The 16865-nt window shown below is 73.8% G+C and carries 15 protein-coding genes; 7 read left to right on the top strand and 8 right to left on the bottom strand.

All coding sequences use genetic code 11. The features are described 5' to 3' along the window. Positions 1–20 precede the first annotated feature (20 nt). Entirely contained in the window at positions 21–974 is a 954-nt protein-coding gene (locus tag ACIQOE_RS27640) for a permease (protein ID WP_401414731.1), read from the top strand. Further along, on the top strand, positions 971–1705 hold the full coding sequence (locus ACIQOE_RS27635; protein ID WP_365559258.1) for a TIGR03943 family putative permease subunit: 735 nt from the start codon (positions 971–973) through the stop codon (positions 1703–1705). Before ACIQOE_RS27640 ends, ACIQOE_RS27635 begins: the two co-directional genes overlap by 4 nt. On the opposite strand, the gene ACIQOE_RS27630 is transcribed toward ACIQOE_RS27635, so the two are convergent. The 4 genes from ACIQOE_RS27630 to ACIQOE_RS27615 form a co-directional block, all read right to left on the bottom strand. After that, a complete protein-coding gene (locus ACIQOE_RS27630) occupies positions 1675–2685 on the bottom strand; it encodes an EamA family transporter (RefSeq protein ID WP_401414347.1) in 1011 nt (336 codons plus the stop codon). The two genes, ACIQOE_RS27635 and ACIQOE_RS27630, sit on opposite strands and share 31 nt — an antisense overlap. A 145-nt stretch (positions 2686–2830) precedes the next feature. Next, complete coding sequence (locus ACIQOE_RS27625) at positions 2831–3970, bottom strand: peptidoglycan bridge formation glycyltransferase FemA/FemB family protein (RefSeq protein WP_365559261.1); 1140 nt, start codon at positions 3968–3970, stop codon at positions 2831–2833. A 221-nt stretch (positions 3971–4191) separates the two neighbouring features. Then, positions 4192–4965, bottom strand: coding sequence for a metallophosphoesterase family protein (locus ACIQOE_RS27620; RefSeq protein WP_399012714.1), 774 nt, complete (start codon positions 4963–4965; stop codon positions 4192–4194). Positions 4966–4970: 5 nt separating this feature from the next. After that, the gene (locus tag ACIQOE_RS27615) at positions 4971–7850 is read right to left on the bottom strand and encodes an FAD-binding and (Fe-S)-binding domain-containing protein (RefSeq protein WP_401414345.1); all 2880 of its coding nucleotides are present in this window, start codon (positions 7848–7850) and stop codon (positions 4971–4973) included. 143 nt (positions 7851–7993) lie between these two features. Here ACIQOE_RS27615 and serC point away from each other — a divergent pair, with 143 nt between their 5' ends. Further along, the gene (gene serC / locus ACIQOE_RS27610; RefSeq protein WP_351321361.1) at positions 7994–9112 is read left to right on the top strand and encodes a phosphoserine transaminase; all 1119 of its coding nucleotides are present in this window, start codon (positions 7994–7996) and stop codon (positions 9110–9112) included. A 60-nt stretch (positions 9113–9172) separates the two neighbouring features. On the opposite strand, the gene ACIQOE_RS27605 is transcribed toward serC, so the two are convergent. The 3 genes from ACIQOE_RS27605 to ACIQOE_RS27595 all read right to left on the bottom strand — a co-directional run bounded on the left by ACIQOE_RS27605 (position 9173) and on the right by ACIQOE_RS27595 (position 12478). After that, the gene (locus ACIQOE_RS27605) at positions 9173–10690 is read right to left on the bottom strand and encodes a cellulase family glycosylhydrolase (protein WP_401414343.1); all 1518 of its coding nucleotides are present in this window, start codon (positions 10688–10690) and stop codon (positions 9173–9175) included. Positions 10691–10838: 148 nt separating this feature from the next. Then, positions 10839–11345, bottom strand: a complete 507-nt coding sequence (locus tag ACIQOE_RS27600; RefSeq protein ID WP_401414341.1) for a hypothetical protein — start codon at positions 11343–11345, stop codon at positions 10839–10841. A gap of 137 nt (positions 11346–11482) precedes the next feature. Next, positions 11483–12478 carry a WD40 repeat domain-containing protein gene (locus ACIQOE_RS27595; RefSeq protein ID WP_401414339.1) on the bottom strand — a complete coding sequence of 332 codons (996 nt, stop codon included), beginning with the start codon at positions 12476–12478 and terminating at the stop codon, positions 11483–11485. A 94-nt stretch (positions 12479–12572) separates the two neighbouring features. On the opposite strand from ACIQOE_RS27595, the gene ACIQOE_RS27590 reads away from it, so the two are divergent. The 4 genes from ACIQOE_RS27590 to ACIQOE_RS27575 all read left to right on the top strand — a co-directional run bounded on the left by ACIQOE_RS27590 (position 12573) and on the right by ACIQOE_RS27575 (position 15853). Next, the gene (locus ACIQOE_RS27590; RefSeq protein ID WP_401414337.1) at positions 12573–13256 is read left to right on the top strand and encodes an SGNH/GDSL hydrolase family protein; all 684 of its coding nucleotides are present in this window, start codon (positions 12573–12575) and stop codon (positions 13254–13256) included. An 87-nt stretch (positions 13257–13343) separates the two neighbouring features. Further along, positions 13344–13931, top strand: coding sequence for a Uma2 family endonuclease (locus tag ACIQOE_RS27585; protein ID WP_401414335.1), 588 nt, complete (start codon positions 13344–13346; stop codon positions 13929–13931). Positions 13932–14020: 89 nt separating this feature from the next. Next, on the top strand, positions 14021–14794 hold the full coding sequence (locus tag ACIQOE_RS27580) for a TIGR03084 family metal-binding protein (RefSeq protein ID WP_365575072.1): 774 nt from the start codon (positions 14021–14023) through the stop codon (positions 14792–14794). Positions 14795–14860: 66 nt separating this feature from the next. After that, positions 14861–15853, top strand: a complete 993-nt coding sequence (locus ACIQOE_RS27575) for an aldo/keto reductase (protein WP_351321376.1) — start codon at positions 14861–14863, stop codon at positions 15851–15853. A 211-nt stretch (positions 15854–16064) separates the two neighbouring features. On the opposite strand, the gene thpR is transcribed toward ACIQOE_RS27575, so the two are convergent. Beyond that, a complete protein-coding gene (thpR, locus tag ACIQOE_RS27570; RefSeq protein WP_401414332.1) occupies positions 16065–16637 on the bottom strand; it encodes an RNA 2',3'-cyclic phosphodiesterase in 573 nt (190 codons plus the stop codon). Positions 16638–16865 lie beyond the last annotated feature (228 nt).

Raw genomic sequence — 16865 nt, 5'->3', positions numbered from 1 at the left:
CGGACGCGTTCTCGCGTGAACTGCCGCGCCACTGGCCGCTTCTCCTGGTGGCCGCCGCCGTCCTCCCCGGCACCCTGCTCTTCTTCCTCGGCCAGGGCGTGAGCAAGGCCGCGCTGCAGGCGTGGCAGACGGTGTGCCTGGCGGTGGTCGTGCAGGCGACGCCGTTCCTGCTGCTCGGTACGGCGCTGTCGGGGGCGATCAACGCGTTCGTGCCGGAGCGGGTGTTCACCCGGCTGCTGCCGAAGCGGCCCGCGCTGGCCGTGCCGGTCGCCGGGCTGGCCGGCGTGGTGCTGCCGGGGTGCGAGTGCGCGTCGGTACCGGTGGCGAACAGCCTGATCGGACGCGGCGTCACGCCGGCCGCCGCCTTCGCGTTCCTGCTCTCCGCGCCCGCGATCAACCCGGTCGTGCTGACCGCCACCGCGATCGCCTTCCCCGGTACGCCGCTGATGGTCCTGGCCCGGCTGCTCGCCTCGCTGGTGACGGCCGCGGTGATGGGCTGGCTGTGGCTGTGGCTGGGCCGTGAGGAGTGGCTGCGGCCCGCCGTGCGGCACACCGGGCACCAGCCGGGACACAGCCGCCTGACGGAGTTCCGCAGCTCCTTCCAGCACGACTTCCTGCAGGCGGGCGGCTTCCTGGTGGTCGGTGCCATGGCCGCGGCCACCTTCAACGTGGCGGTGCCGCGCTCGGTGCTCGACACCTTCTCCGGTTCGCCCTGGCTGTCGGTGCTGTTCCTGGCCGCGCTGGCGATCATCCTGGCGGTCTGCTCGGAGGCGGACGCGTTCGTGGCGTCGTCGCTCACGGGCTTCTCGCCCACCGCCCGGCTGGCGTTCATGGTGGTCGGGCCCATGGTGGACCTCAAGCTGATCGCCCTGCAGACGGGCACGTTCGGCCGGGCCTTCGCGGTCCGTTTCTCGGCCGCCACGACGGTCGTCGCGGTCCTGTGCAGTGTGCTGGTCGCAGGGGTGCTGCTGTGAGACGTCCGCTTCAGGTGACGCTGCTGGTCCTCAGCGGGCTCGGCCTGCTGCACGCCTCGCTCTTCACCGACGTGTGCCTGCGCTACGTCAAGCCGGGGATGCGGCCGCTGCTGGTCGGGTCCGGGTTCGTGCTGCTGGTGCTGGGCATCGCGGAGGCGGCGGGGCGGAGGGGACGCGCGGCGGGCACGGACGGTGCCGGGCACCACGGCCACGACCACTCCGCCGTGCCCCGGGTGGCCTGGCTGCTTCTGCTGCCCGCGCTGAGCCTGCTCTTCTACGCCCCGCCGGCGCTCGGCGCGTACACCGCTTCCCGGCAGCCCGCGAAGGTCGTGGACCAGCGGGACGGCTTCGACCCGCTGCCGCGCACCTCACCGCTGCCGATCACCCTCACGGACTTCACCACGCGGGTGCAGCAGGACCGCTCGCTGGCCATCAAGGGGCGGACGGTGCGGATGAGCGGGCTGGTCACGCCGGTGGCGGGCGGCGGCAGCTGGGACCTGACCCGGATCATCATCTCGTGCTGCGCCGCCGACGCGCAGTCGGTGAAGGTGCGGATCTACGGCAGCAGCGTGCCGCCGGCCGACACCTGGGTGTCGGTCACCGGGAACTGGCACCCCGGAGGGAAGCTGGGCACCCGGTCCGCGCCGGTCGCGCTGGACGCCCAGAGCGTGCGCAGGATCCCGAAGCCGTCCAACGGCTATCAGGACGCGCTGCCCTTCCCCGCTTCCTGAAGCGCGACCGCCGCCTCCGCCTCCTGCAGCCCGGCCGCCGCCCGCCCGCGGCGCCCCGCCTGGGTGCGGACCGCGCCGATGCTGGCGGCGATGACGAGGGCGACCGCGGCGGCCTGGGCGGCCGACAGGGCCTGGTCCAGGATGAGGAATCCGGCCGTCGCCGCGATCGCCGGTTCCAGGCTCATGAGGACGGCGAAGGTGGGCGCGGGCAGCCGCCGCAGGGCGAGGAGTTCGAGGGTGTAGGGCAGTACGGAGGACAGGACGGCGACGGACGAGCCGAGCGCCAGGGTGGTCGGGTCCAGGAGCCTGCCGCCCGCCTCGGCGATGCCCAGCGGGAGGAAGAGCAGCGCGGCGACCGCCATGGCGAGGGCGAGGCCGTCGGCCTGCGGGAACCGGCGGCCGGTGCGCGCGCTGAAGATGATGTAGGTGGCCCACATGGCTCCGGCGCCCAGGGCCAGACCGACGCCGACGGGGTCGAGGCCGCTGAAGTCGCCGCCGCCGAGCAGGAAGACGCCGGCCAGGGCCAGCCCGGCCCACAGCGCGTTGACCAGCCTTCGGGAGGCCAGCACGGACAGGGCGAGCGGGCCGAGCACCTCCAGGGTGACGGCGAGGCCCAGCGGGATGCGGGCGACGGCCTCGTAGAACAGGCCGTTCATCGCGCCCATGGTGATGCCGAAGACGACGACCGTGCCCCAGTCGGCGCGGGAGTGGCCGCGCAGCCTGGGCCGGCAGACGACCAGCAGGATCACGGCGGCCGCGAACAGCCGCAGGCAGACCACGCCGAGCGCGCCCGCCCGGGGCATCAGGGTCACCGCGACGGCGGCGCCGAACTGCACGGAGATCCCGCCGACCAGCACCAGCCCGACGGGGCCGAGCGAGCCGAGGCGGCCCGGCGCTCCGTCGCCGTCGGCGGCGGTGACGGCAGCGGCGGGCGCGGACCCGGTGGTGGGCGTCGGCTGTGAGGTGCTGGGGGTGGTCACGGGCGGTCCAGGAAGCTCGTCGTTCATTGCGGTGCACTGCTCAGTCCAGGGTAATGGACTTGGACAGGCGCGTGAAGCCCTTATGGAGCTGTCCTGGCCGCCGGCCGGGCGCGCCCGGTGTCGCCGCAGGTCACGCCCCGCGGAGTCAGCGGCGGCCCATGTACACGTCGAACGCCTTGTGGAGCAGCCTGTTGAGCGGGAAGTCCCACTCCCCCAGGTACTCGACGGCCTCCCCGCCCGCGCCGACCTTGAAGCGGAGCAGGCCCAGCAGGTGGTCGGACTCCTCCAGGGTGTCGGTGATGCCCCGGAAGTCGTACACGGCGGCGCCCGCCTCGTGGGCGTCGCACATCATCCGCCACTGGATGGCGTTGTTGGGCTGGACCTCGCGCCTGCGGCCGGTGGAGGCGCCGTAGGAGTACCAGACGTGGTCGCCGACGGTGAGCATGGTCGCGGCTGCGAGGACCTCGCCGTCGTGGTGGGCGAGGTAGAGGCGCATCCGGTCGGGGTGTTCGGCGGTGAGCGCGGTCCACATGCGCTGGAAGTAGGCGAGCGGGCGCGGCAGGAAGCGGTCGCGCCCGGCGGTCTCGGTGTACAGCGTGTAGAAGGCGGGCAGGTCCTCGTAGCTGCCGCGGACCACCTTGACCCCGGCCTTCTCGGCCTTCTTCACGTTGCGCCGCCACTGCTGGTTGAGCCCGCCGCGGATGTCGTCCAGCGACCGCCCGGCGAAGGGGACCTGGAACACGTAGCGGGGCTGCCCGGCCGCGAACCCGTCCTCGCCGCCGTCCGCGGCCTGCCGCCATCCCAGCCGCCGCAGCCGTTCGGCGAGCGCGAGGGCACCTGGCTCCTCCGAGGTCGGCGGGGCGTCCCGCAGCCGCCGGGCGGCCGGGTCGGCGATCGCCTCCTTCACCGCCTCCGCGCTCCACCGCCGTACGACGACGGGCGGCCCCATCTTCACCGCGAACGCCCCGCGCCCCTTCAGGTGGGCCAGCAGCGGGTCGAGCCAGCGCTCCGGCTCCGGGTCGTGCCAGTCGATGACGGGCCCCTCCGGCAGGTAGGCCAGGTACCGCTTCACCTTGGGCAGCGCCCGCAGCAGCACCAGCGCGGACCCGGCCATCCGCCCCTCCCCGTCGAACCAGCCGAGGCTCTCCGCCTGCCAGTCCGGCTTCACGTCACCCCAGGACGGCAGTTGCAGGTGGCTCGGGGAGGGGCGGCGGGAGTCGGCGAAGGCGAGGTGCTCGGCACGGGAGACGGGCCGGAGGTGCAGGCGGGCGGCGGCTGAGGTCATGGGCGAGGGCTCCTCGGGGGGTTCCTGGGCGGTCGGGCAGCCGGTCGACGGCGACGGCATCAAGCAGAACAGACCCGGACCTGCCCGGAATCGTTTCCGCGTCCCCGGCCGCGGGCGTGTCGGAACCCTTGCCGCGAATGCCGCCGCCCCGTCCTCGCGCCCGCCGTCCACCCCGGCCGCCGCTACCCCGTCCGCGCAGCTGCCGTCGCCCGCGGCCGCCGCTACCCCGCCCCGGTGGCCGCCGCCCGTCCGTCGCCGGGGCCGAACGCCGCCAGCGCCTCCGTGTCGGTCACCCGCGCGTTCAGGTAGAAGTCCGCCCAGTGCGCGATGTCCGGGTACGCGCTCTCGGCGCGGAGCCGGGCCACCGCCGCCGGGATGTCGTACGGCGTCACCCTGAGGCCGGCTCCGGGGCCCAGCAGGCACCAGTGGGCGCCCGGACGGCCGTACGGCATGCCCACGCTGCCGGGGTTGACGACCAGGCGGCCGTGGACGAGCCGGGTGTACGGCATGTGGGTGTGGCCGCAGACGACGGTCGTGACGGCCGGGTCGAGCCCGGTGAACACCTCGGCCCAGCGCTCCGGCGAGGAGTCGACCAGGACGATCTCCTCGTCGTCGCGGGGTGTCGCGTGGCAGAACAGGACCCGGCCCAGGCCGCGCACCGTGAGGGTGGCGGTCCTGGGCAGGGCGGCGAGGAAGTCGACCTGCCCGGCGGTGAGCGCGTCCGCGGCGAACGGGCCGATCGGGTCCGGGATCGCGGTGCGCAGGCCGCGGCGGTACTCGACCAGCTCGCGGTCCGCGTTCCCCGACAGCCACAGCACCCGGCCGCCCAGCTCGCGCAGCGTCTCGATCACCCGGCCCGGCTGCGGACCCGCCGTGATGTCGCCGGTGAGGACGATGCGGTCGGCCGCGGAGACGTCCGGTTCGGCGAGGACCGCCTCCAGCGCGGGCAGCACCCCGTGGACGTCGGAGAGGACCGCCACCCGGTCCACGCCCATCCCGGTCACGGCCGCCTCCCTTCCCGGTCCGGCTCCAGGGCCTCGGCCAGGACCTCCGCCAGATGCCTCCCCCGCACCCCGGCCAGCTGCTCCAGCTGCGTCCGGCAGGAGAAGCCGTCGGCCAGGACCACCGCCTCCCGGGGCGCCGCGGCCACCGCCGGCAGCAGCCGCTCCTGCGCACAGGTCTTCGACACCTCGAAGTGCCCTTTCTCGAAGCCGAAGTTGCCGGCCAGGCCGCAGCAGCCGCCGACCAGGTCGCCGGTCAGCGCGGCGGCCTCGCGGAGCCGGCGGTCGGCGGCGTCGCCCAGCACCGCGTGCTGATGGCAGTGGGTCTGGCCGGTGACCGGGCGGTCCAGGCGGGGCGGGGTCCACTCCGGGGCCAGCCGTTCCAGCGCCTCCGCGAAGGTGACCACCGCCGCCGCCAGCCGGGCCGCCCGCGGGTCGTCCGGGAGGAGTTCCGGCAGGTCCGCGCGGAGGGCGGCGGCACAGCTGGGTTCCAGGACCACGAACACCGGCGCCTGCCGCGCGCCGTCCGGATCCGGCGGCAGGAGCGGGCCCAGCAGGTCGAGGGTGCGGCGCAGCACCGCCCGCGCCTCGTCGAGCTGGCCCGTCGACACGTACGTCAGCCCGCAGCACGGGCGGGAGTCCCGCAACGGCCGCGGCCGTGCCGGGACTTCGGCCACCGTCACACCCGCCGCCTCCAGCACCCGGACCGCCGCCCGGCCCACCGACGGTGACAGGTGCTCGGTGAACGTGTCCGGCCACAGGTAGGCCGTCGGCGCCGGGACCCGCGGCCCGCCGCCGGAGCGCGCGGCCCGGTCCCGCCCGCGTCCGCGCCGCCGCAGCCAGCGGCTGAACGGCTCCCGCGCCAGGCGCGGGAACTCCCGCTCCGGCGCGATACCGCCGAGGCGTGCGGCCAGCGCCGCCGGCGGGCGCAGCGCGGCGAGCGCGTTGACCAGGCCGGCGGTGCGGGTCCGGGCCACCAGGCTCAGCCAGCGCGGCAGCCGGCCCATGCTGTAGTGCGCCGCGGGACGCCGCCGCCCGGCGTAGTGGTGGTGCAGGAACTCCGCCTTGTAGGTGGCCATGTCCACGCCGACCGGGCAGTCCGTGCGGCAGCCCTTGCAGGACAGGCACAGGTCCAGCGCGTCCCGTACCTCCGTGGACCGCCAGCCGTCCGTCACCAGCTCGCCCGCCAGCATCTCGTGCAGCAGCCGGGCCCGGCCGCGGGTGGAGTGCGCCTCCTCGCCGGTGGCCCGGAAGGACGGGCACATCACCGACGCGCCGGACGCCTCGGTCGTCCGGCACTTCGCCACGCCCACGCAGCGGCGGACGGCCGCCGAGAAGTCCCCGCCGTCGGCCGGATAGGCGAAGGCCACCGGCAGCGGCTCGCGGGGCAGCACGGCGAAGCGCAGGTTCGTGTCCAGCGGGGCGGGCCGGACCAGCATGCCGGGGTTGAGGAGGTCGTCGGGGTCCCAGAGGCCCTTCGCGCGCTCGAACAGCGCCACCGTCGGCGCGCCGTACATCCGCGGCAGCAGTTCCGCCCTGGCCTGGCCGTCCCCGTGCTCCCCGGAGAGCGAGCCGCCGTGGGCGACGACGAGGTCCGCCAGCTCCTCCGAGAAGCGGCGGAAGCGGGCCACGCCCGCCGCGTCGAGCAGGTCGAAGTCGATGCGGACGTGGATGCAGCCGTCCCCGAAGTGGCCGTACGGCGTGCCCCGCAGGCCATGCGTGGCCAGCAGGCTCCTGAAGTCCCGCAGGTAGGCGCCCAGTCGGGCCGGCGGCACCGCGCAGTCCTCCCAGCCGGGCCAGGCCTCGCTGCCGTCCGGCATCCGGGTCGCCGTACCGGAGGCGTCCTCGCGGACCCGCCAGAGCGCGCGCTGCCCGGCCGGGTCGGTGACGACCAGTGCGTCGAGGACGTCCGCCGCGCGGACCACGGCCTCGGCGCGCGCGCGTGCCTGCGCGGCCGTCTCCCCGCCGGTCTCCACGAACAGCCAGGCGCCGCCGCGCGGCAGTCCGGCCGGGGACCGCACCAGGTCGGCGGCCATGCCCTCCACCGTCAGCGGGGCGGCGGCGAGCAGTCCGGCCGCCGCCTCCGCCGCGGCGCTCTCGTCGGCGTAGCCGAGGACCGCGAGGGCACGCGCGCGGGGTGCCTCGACGAGCCGGACGGTGGCCTCGGTGAGGATCCCGAGCGTGCCCTCGCTGCCGCAGAACGCGCGGGCCACGTCGGCGCCCCGCTCGGGGAGCAGGGCGTCCAGCGCGTAGCCGGAGATCCGCCGGGGCAGGTCGGGGAAGCCGGTGCGCAGGCGGGCCAGTTCGCCGTCGACCAGCTCGCGCAGGCCCGGCGGCGCGCCGGCCCAGTCCCGGCCCAGACGCAGCCGGGCGCCCCGCGCGGTGACGACGTCCAGCTCGCGGACGCTGTCGGCGGTGGTGCCCCAGGCCACGCTGTGCGAGCCGCACGAGTTGTTGCCGATCATCCCGCCGAGCGTGCAGCGGCTGTGCGTGGAGGGGTCGGGCCCGAAGCGCAGACCGTGCGGGGCGGCGGCCTCCTGGAGACGGTCCAGGACCAGACCCGGCTGGACGACGGCCGTACGGGTGACCGGGTCCAGGCCGATCAGCCGGTTCATGTGGCGGGTGAAGTCCAGCACCACGCCGGTGCCGGTGGCCTGCCCGGCGATCGAGGTGCCGCCGCCCCGCGCCACCACCGGCACCGCGTGCGCCCGGCACACCTCCAGGACGGCCGCCACATCGTCCGCGTCCCGGGGCGCCACCACCCCCGCCGGGACCCGCCGGTAGTTGGACGCGTCCATGGTGACCAGCGCCCGCGAGGTGACGTCGAACCCCACCTCGCCCCGGACGGCCCGGCGCAGCTCAGCCTCCAGATCGACCATGCCTCCCAGTCTGCCCGCCGCTCCCGGCGGTGACGCGGGAGGACGGCCGGGGAAACCGGATCCGGCGGACGGCCCACACCCGCCCGTCTCACCCGACGGACTACATTTCGACCGGGTTTCCTCCAGCCACTACGCTCGGCCCCGTGGCTGACATCCAGATCCCCGCTGACATCAAGCCCGCCGACGGACGCTTCGGCGCTGGCCCCTCCAAGGTGCGGACGGAGGCGCTGGACGCGCTCGCCGCGACCGGTACCTCCCTGCTGGGCACCTCCCACCGCCAGGCCCCGGTGAAGAACCTGGTCGGCCGGGTCCGAGAGGGCATCAGCGCCCTGTTCTCCCTCCCGGACGGCTACGAGGTCGTCCTCGGCAACGGCGGGTCCACCGCGTTCTGGGACGTCGCCACGCACGGCCTGATCGACGCCAAGTCGCAGCACCTGACCTTCGGCGAGTTCTCGTCCAAGTTCGCCAAGGCGGCCCGGCTCGCCCCCTGGCTGGCCGACCCCACCGTCATCGCCGCCGACCCGGGCACCCACCCGCGGCCGCAGGCCGAGGCCGGCGTGGACACGTACGCGTTCACCCACAACGAGACGTCGACCGGTGTCGCCATGCCGATCGAGCGGGTGGCCGGGGCCGACCCGGGCGCGCTCGTGCTCGTGGACGCCACCTCCGGCGCGGGCGGCCTGCCGGTCGACGTCAGCGAGACCGACGTCTACTACTTCGCCCCGCAGAAGTCCTTCGCCTCCGACGGCGGCCTGTGGATCGGTGTCTTCTCCCCCGCGGCGGTCGAGCGCGCCGAGCGCGTCCACGCGTCGGGCCGGCACGTGCCGGAGTTCTTCAGCCTGCCCACGGCGATCGACAACTCCCGCAAGAACCAGACGTACAACACCCCGGCCCTCGCCACCCTCTTCCTGCTCGACCAGCAGGTGCAGTGGCTGAACGGCCAGGGCGGCCTGGACTGGTCGACGGCCCGTACGAAGGACTCCTCGACGCGCCTGTACACCTGGGCCGAGGAGAGCAAGTACGCCACCCCGTTCGTCGCCGACCCGGCCCAGCGCTCGCAGGTCATCGGCACGATCGACTTCGCCGACGAGATCGACGCGGCGGCCGTCGCCAAGGTGCTGCGCGCCAACGGCATCGTGGACACCGAGCCGTACCGCAAGCTCGGCCGCAACCAGCTCCGCGTCGCGATGTTCCCGGCGATCGACCCGGCCGACGTCGAGGCGCTGACGAAGTGCGTCGACTACGTGATCGAGAAGCTCTGATCACCTCCGTACGACGGTGAAGGGCGCCCGGTGCACCGCGCCGGGCGCCCTCGTGTCATCTCACCCGGCCGAGCAGGTCACGCTCGGCGCTCCCGAGCCGCCCGGCGCGCCGCCGAACCCGAAGCTCACCGAACCGCCCGCGGGGACGGACCCGTTGTGCGCGGCGTTCACGGCGGTGACCTTCTGGCCGCTCTGCGTGTAGGTGGCGTTCCACATGTTGGTGACCTGCTGCGAGCCGCTCCACGTCCAGGTCACCGTCCACGAACCGATCGCGGCCGTACCGGTGTTGGTGACCTTGACGTCGGCGTTGAAGCCGCTGCCCCAGTCGCTGCTGACGGTGTAGGAGGCCGCGCAGGAGGCGCCCGTGCCCCCGCCACCGCCACCGCCGCCGCCCCCTGTGCCCGAGCCCGGGAACAGCGGTGCCTTGATGCTCGCCAGGTATCCGTCCTTCACCGTGTCCACGGTCTGCCAGTCGTCCTTCAGGATCCCGCCCGTGTCACCGGAGTTCGGGTTCCAGGACCAGAAGGTCCACTGGAAGGAGTCGGCGCCGTACGTCGCGGTCGGCCGCAGGTAGCTCACCAGCGCGGTGAGCCACTTCTGGTCCACGGTGGAGGCGAGCGTGGTGCCGAACTCGCCGACCCACACCGGCGCGATGTTCTGCTTGAACAGGTAGCCCCAGTATTTGTCCCAGATCCCGGGCATGTTGGCGGGGAACGAAGGGTCGCTGAACCAGGGCTGCTGAGCCACGCTGGTGGCGTAGTCGTGGGCGGAGTAGACGACCCGGCCGGGGACGCTCAGCTGCACCGGGTACTGCCCGGCGCCCATCAGGTTGCCGCCCCACCAGCCGGAGACGCCGTCGACCGTCTGCACGCCCTCGACGAAGACCAGCAGGGCGGGGTTGACGGACAGCACGGCGTTCCCGGCGCGCTGCGCGGCGAGCCGCCAGTCGACGGAGGTGTCCCCGCAGCCCCAGCAGGCGGGGTCGTGGGGCTCGTTGTGAAGGTCGATGCCGATGACGGTCGGGTCGGCCGCGTACCGCCCGGCCAGGGCCTTCAGGTCGGCGATCCACGTGGACTCCGGGACCGACGCGGTGTACCAGAGCGCCGACTGGCCGCTCGCGTCCGGGCGGTGCCGGTCCAGGATGACCTTGAGGCCGTCCTGGCCGGCGTAGGCCACGATGCGGTCCATCACCTGGAGCGAGTTCAGCCCTTGGAGGTCGGCGTTCTTGCCGCCGCTGAAGTCGATGCCGTTGGGGACGGCCGTGCTCTTGAAGATGTCGTCGCTGTAGGGCAGCCGGATGGTGTTGTAGCCCAGCGACCTCATCTGGTCGATCATGCTCTTGTAGTCGCGCGACCAGAGGCCGTGCACCACGTAGTTGGCGGTCTCGAACCCGAACCAGTTGATCCCGGCGATCCGGACCGGCTGCCCGGCCGCGTCCAGGATCTGCCGGCCGCTGGTGTGCCAGTAGCCGGCCCCGGGGGCGGTCGCCGCGTGCGCGCTGTGCACGGCGGCGAAGGGCAGGAGGAGGGCGGCGGCGGCAGCGCACAGGGCTTTTCGCAGGGTGCGTAAGCGGAACATGCGGCTGTTCCTCTCGGAGTTCCACTGGGAGCGCGGTGGCGGAATATGGGAGCGCTCCCATGCACCGCGCACCTCCCAGGAAACTGAGACACCGTCATCCCGTCAAGACGTACGGCACCGCTCTCCGCTCCTTCCGCGCACCGGGCCCTCAGGACGCCGGGGGGCCGACCGCGGCCGTGACGGCGCCGATCACGCCGTCGGCGGTGACGGTCACCGAGACCATGACGGGCCGCACCCGGTCCGGCTGCACGGCCGGGGCGGGCGGGACGGCCGGTGAGGTCAGCACGAGGGCGGGCCGCACGGTGAGGGTCGTGGTGGCCGCCGCCGAGAACGGCAGGCTGTCCCGCTGGGTACCGGCCAGGCCGTACGTCCCGCCGCTCGGGTCGCCGGTGCCCTCGGCGTCGTCCAGGCCGCTGACGATCCGCGCGGTGCCGCCGCCGGCCGCGTCCGGGGCGGTGACGACGGTGACGACGAGGGTGCCCGCGAGGCGCACCTTCTCGCGCGGGCCCGCGAAGGTGCCGTCGACCGGCAGAGTCACCGAGCGGGCTTGCGGAACCGGGGCGGGCGCGGCGGTGGCGGGCGCCGGGACGGTCAGGCCCAGGGCCGCCGTGATGAGGCAGATCTTCCCGGCCGGGCGCGGGGCGGTACGGCGCATGGGGGCTCCCGTTCCGTGCGGCGCGGGACGGTCACGGCCTGCCGTCCCCGCCCGCGGGAACCCCTCCAGGCTGCGCGGACCGGCCCGGTGCCGCCGCCCCGGTGGGCCGTCCGGGTGACACCCGGACGGACGCCAGGTCAGTGCCGGCGGCCGGGCGTGCGCCGCAGCCGGCGCAGCCCGAGGAAGGCGAGCACGGCGACCCCGACGGCGACGGCGCCGACCTTGACCTTGCCGTTCGCGGTGCCGCCGTCCCCCGAGGCGGACGAACTCCCGCCGCCGGACGACGACGTGCCGGACGGGCCGCCGCCCGGCACGTCCTCGGCCTGCACCGGGCTGTCGGAGCCCTCGCTGCCGTACATCAGCCTGGTCCCGTCGGCGGAGTAGCTGACGGACTCGCCCTGCTTCTGGAGCGGCACGTCGAGCCGGCCCTCGCGCTTGATCCGGCCGCCGTTCCAGTCGTAGTAGATGCCGCCGAAGTAGCCGCGGACGACGAGTTGCTTCCCGTCGGGTGAGAAGGCCGCGTCGGTGGCCCACAGGTCGACGGTGGCCACGGGCCTGAAGACGTTGGTGCCGGAGGAGGACAGGGTCGCCGGGCCCTCGTAGAGGTGGCCGCCGTCCTCCTTCTTGTCGATGATGTACACCCGGCCGGTCTTCGGGTGGACGATCAGCGACTCGGCGTTCCGGGCGCCGTTGGCGTACTTGACGATGTACTGCGTGGCCCTGACCGTCTGGTCCCGGAGGACCTTCGGCTCGGGCAGCCGGTAGATCCACACGTACGGCCAGCTGCCGTCGAGGTTGTCGCCGATGTCGCCGACGTAGATCTGGTTGTCGGGTCCGATGGAGATGGCCTCCACGTCACGGGGCCTGCCGATGCCGCTGAGCGTCACCGTGGCGACGGTCTTCCCGGTCGCGCTGTCGACGGCGTAGATGTAGGGGCCGTCGTCGCTGTCGTTGTGGGTCCAGTAGATACCGGGGTGCAGGTGGGAGGCGGCGAGACCGCTGGACTCGGTGATCCGCGGGTCCGTGATCGTGAACCCCTTGTCGCCGGTGCCGTCGGCGGCGGAGGCGGGCGCGGCGGCGAGGGCACCCGTGAGCAGGATCCCGGCGAGGAGGGCGAACGGTCGTGGACGCATGGGCCCAAGCCTGCCATCCCGTGCTGTGCGCGGGCGCGGGGGACGTGTCGGTCCTCACACCCCACCGCTCCCGCTGATCGTCCATCATGAGCGGATGCTCAGGTTCATGCCCGTCGGGGACTCGATGACCATCGGCAGCACGGGCGAACACACATGGCGGTACCGCATGTGGCAGCACCTGTGCGCGACCTACGGCGGCCCGTTCACGCTGGTCGGCCCGCGCGAGACGCTGTACGACAAGCTCGCCGACGCGCCCGGCTCGTACGCCTACGCCGACCCCGCTTTCCCGCGCGCGCACCTGGCCGGCTGGGGCGAGGGCTGGCTGCACATGGCGCCGCTGATCGGCGAGGCGGTAAGGACCCACCGGGCCGACATCCTCCTGGTCTCCCTCGGCCTGATCGACCTCGGCTTCTACACGAACGCGGAGCAGACGGCGGCGAACGCGCGGTCCTTCGTCGCCGCCGCCCGGGAGACCAACCCGCGCGTGCGGATGGTGGTGCTGCCGGTGATCCCGAACATCCGGGCCGCGTCCGACCCGCAGTTCGCGGACCAGGTGAACCTCTTCAACGTCCTGCTGGCGAAGACCGTCGCCGACCTGGACGAGCCCCGCTCCCCGCTGCTGCTGGCCTCGCCGCCGCCGGCGTACGACATCGACACGGACACCTACGACGGCACCCACCCGAACGCGGCCGGCGAGCACCGGATCGCGGAGGCCTTCGCCGAGGCGATGTGGCAGGGCTGGGACCTGGGCGAGGAGTACACCCCCGCAACGCCCTGACGGATCCCGCCGTTGCCCGGTCACCGTGCGTATCGTTGAACCGCGCGGCCGTACTCGTGCGGAGGGCGGCCGGGGAGGAGCGCCAGGATGACCGTCCTCGACGACAGGATCGCGATGGCCGAGAGCGACGACGAGATCACGCTCGACGAGCTGTTCGAGCGGATCGAGAAGATGCCCGCCCCCGAGGGATACAAGGTCGAGATCGTCGAGGGGACCGTCGTCATGACGCCGCAGCGGGACACCCACTGGGAGATCATCCTGGACATCGTCGAGCAGTTGCGGACCACGTATCCGCGCAAGCGGGTCAAGTCCGACGTCCGTGTCGACTACCCGGGGCATCTGAACGGGTTCGCGTCCGACGTGACCGTGGTGGCCGAGGAGGCGGCCAGGAACGCGAAGGGCCTGTGGCGCCACGAGGACGTCGAGTTCGTCGTGGAGGTCATCTCCCGGGGCACCGCGGCCAACGACTACGGCCTGAAGAAGGCCGCCTACGCCCAGGCCGAGGTCCCCGTCTACCTGATCGCCGATCCCTACCAGCGCCGCTGTCACGTCTACACGAACCCCAAGGGCGACGACTACGCGACCGAGACGAAGGTCGGCTTCGGGGACGAGGTGGATCTCACCGCCACGGCCGTCGGGCTCACCCTGAAGACCGACGAGTTTCCGGTCGACTGACCCTGCGCGCACCGGAGTTGAGCGGTTTCCGGGGATTCCTTCGGTTAGGGTCGGCCGTGCCTGCCGTCCGCGTGCGAAGGTGGTTCCGGATGCTGAACTACGGCCTCGACATGTCCGCCCTCGACGGCGGGTTCGCGCTGCCCGGCCTGGTGGCCGAAGGGGACGAGCTGGACGCCCTGGTGTCGGCGCATCCCGACTGGACCAGGCCGACCCCGGCCGCGGGGTGGACGATCGCCCACCAGATCGCGCACCTCGCCTCGGCCGACGAGAACGTCGTCATCGCCGTACGGGATCCGGAGGGGTTCGACGCCGTGCTGGAGCGGGCCGCGGCCGCGGGCGCCCGGTACGCCGACCTCGACGCCGCCGCGGGCGCGGCCGTACCACGGCAGGAACTGCTGGAGCGCTGGCGCGCGGGCCGTGCCGAGGCGGCGGCGGCGCTCCGTGACGTCCCGCCGGACCACGGCTTCCCCTGGTTCGGCTCCCGGCTGACGAGCGTGCTGATGACACCGCTGCGGCTGATGGAGACATGGGCCCACGGCCAGGACGTCTTCGACGCGCTCGGCGCCTCCCGCCGTCCGACGGACCGGCTCCGGGAGGTGGCCGCCCTCGGCGTGACCGGACGGGAGCTGTCCTTCGGCGCCGCCGGGCTGCCGGTGCCCGCGGCGCCGTTCCGCGTCGAACTGACCAATCCCTCCGGCCTGACCTGGGCGTGGGGCCCGCAGGACGCGCCGCAACGGGTCCTCGGCACCGCCCTCGACTTCTGCCTCCGGGTCACCCGCCGCAGGTCGCGGGCCGAGACCGGGCTCCGGGCGGTCGGCGCGGACGCGGACAGGTGGCTCGACGTCGCCCGCGTCTTCCTCTGAGGAACCCGGACCGACCGGCCCCGAGTGCTTGCCTGGAGCGCACTCCAAGACGTTGGCTGGGTGACCATGAAGTACACGCAGCTCGGACGTACCGGACTCAAGGTCAGCCGACTCGTCCTCGGCACCATGAACTTCGGCCCGCAGACCGATGAGGCCGCCAGCCACGCGATCATGGACGCGGCGCTGGATGCCGGCATCAACTTCTTCGACACCGCCAATGTGTACGGGTGGGGCGAGAACAAGGGCCGGACCGAAGAGATCATCGGCAGCTGGTTCGCCAAGAGTCCCGCGCACCGCGACAAGGTCGTGCTCGCCACCAAGGTCTACGGCAACATGGCCGCCGAAGGCGACGCCTGGCCCAACCACGACAAGCTGTCCGCCGTCAACATCCGGCGGGCCGTCGACGCCAGCCTGAAGCGGCTGGGGACCGACCACATCGACGTCTACCAGTTCCACCACATCGACCGCCGGACCCCCTTCGAGGAGATCTGGCAGGCGATCGACACCCTCATCGCGCAGGGCAAGATCCTGTACGTGGGGTCCTCCAACTTCCCCGGCTACAAGATCGCCCAGGCCAACGAGATCGCCGCCCGGCGCGGCGGCACGATCGGGCTGGTCAGCGAGCAGTGCCTCTACAACCTCGCCGAGCGGCGCGCCGAGATGGAGGTCATCCCGGCCGCGCAGGACTACGGCCTCGGGGTCATCCCCTGGTCGCCGCTGCACGGCGGGCTGCTCGGCGGTGTGATCAAGAAGGAGGTGGCGGGCGGGCGCCGGGCCGGCGGCCGGGCCGCCGACGCCCTCGCCAACACCAGTCTCCGCGCCCAGGTCCAGGCCTACGAGGACCTGCTCGACAAGCACGGGGTCGCACCGGGCGAGGCCGCGCTGGCCTGGCTGCTCACGCGTCCGGGCGTGACCGGCCCGATCGTCGGCCCGCGCACCGGCGAGCAGCTGGAGTCCGCGCTGCGGGCCGTCGAGCTGGAGCTGAGCGAGGAGCTGCTGGCCGGCCTGGACGAGATCTTCCCCGGTCCCGGGCCCTCGCCGGAGGCCTTCGCCTGGTAGCACGCCTCAGGAACGAGGTCCCGTGGGCCGGACACGGCCTGGGGCCGGGGGACTGCGCGACCGGCCGTGTCCAGCCCGTGGCGGGCACGGCGGCCGCAGTTCCCCGGCCGGTCCTCACCTCATCGCCGACGCCACCGCGACGACGACGAACAACAGCACGAGCGCACCGGCCATGATCCGGTTCCGGGTCTTCGGGTCCACGGCACCGAGCCTAACCGCCCGCCCCCAGCTCCCAGGAAGCGACCACCTCGTACCGCGGCTGCTCCCCGGGCACTCCCGAGACCGGCAGGTTGCTGCGCACCAGCGCCACATCGCCGACCGTCCAGGTCCGGCTCGTGAACCCGTCGAGCAGCTCGACGTACGGCCCGGTGCGCACCGCGTCCCGGCTGCGCGCCACCGTCAGGTGGGCCTTGTAGCGGCGGTGCTCCCCCATCGGCACGCCCGCCTTCCGCGCCGCCGCCTCCGCACGCTCGGCGAGGAGACGCAGAGTCTCCAGGTCGCCCCGCGCACCCGCCCACAGCGCCCGCCCGTGGCCGAACTGACCGCCGCCCGCGACGGCCAGCGGGAACGGCGGAGTGCGGTGGGCGGCCCTGGCCAGCCGCTCCGCGAGGCCGGGTACGACGCCGTCCTCGACCTCGCCGTAGAAGGCGAGGGTGAAGTGCCAGCCGGGACGGCCGGTCCAGCGCAGCGCGTCCGCACCGGGCAGCCGCTTCAGCCGGTCGACCTCGGCGGCGAGCTCGGCGGCCGCCTCGGCCGGGGGCAGCACGGCGGCGAAGAGTCTCATGGGAACCAGCCTGCCATCAGGACGAGACGAGGATCACCCTCGCGGAGGGCGGGCCGGGGGGCGCGGAACGCGCGGCGGGGCCGGTGCGACCGGACGGGGCCGGGCGCGACCGGGCGGGGCCTGGCGCGACCGGGCGACCCAAGGGGACCGAGCGGGGCCGGACGGCCTGAGGGGACCGGGCGGGGCCGGACGACCCGAGGGGGCCCGGCGGGGCCGGACGACCCGAGG

The organism is Streptomyces sp. NPDC091282, from assembly GCF_044757385.1.
Lineage (GTDB): Bacteria > Actinomycetota > Actinomycetes > Streptomycetales > Streptomycetaceae > Streptomyces > Streptomyces gramineus.
This window is presented reverse-complemented; position numbering and strand designations above follow the sequence as displayed.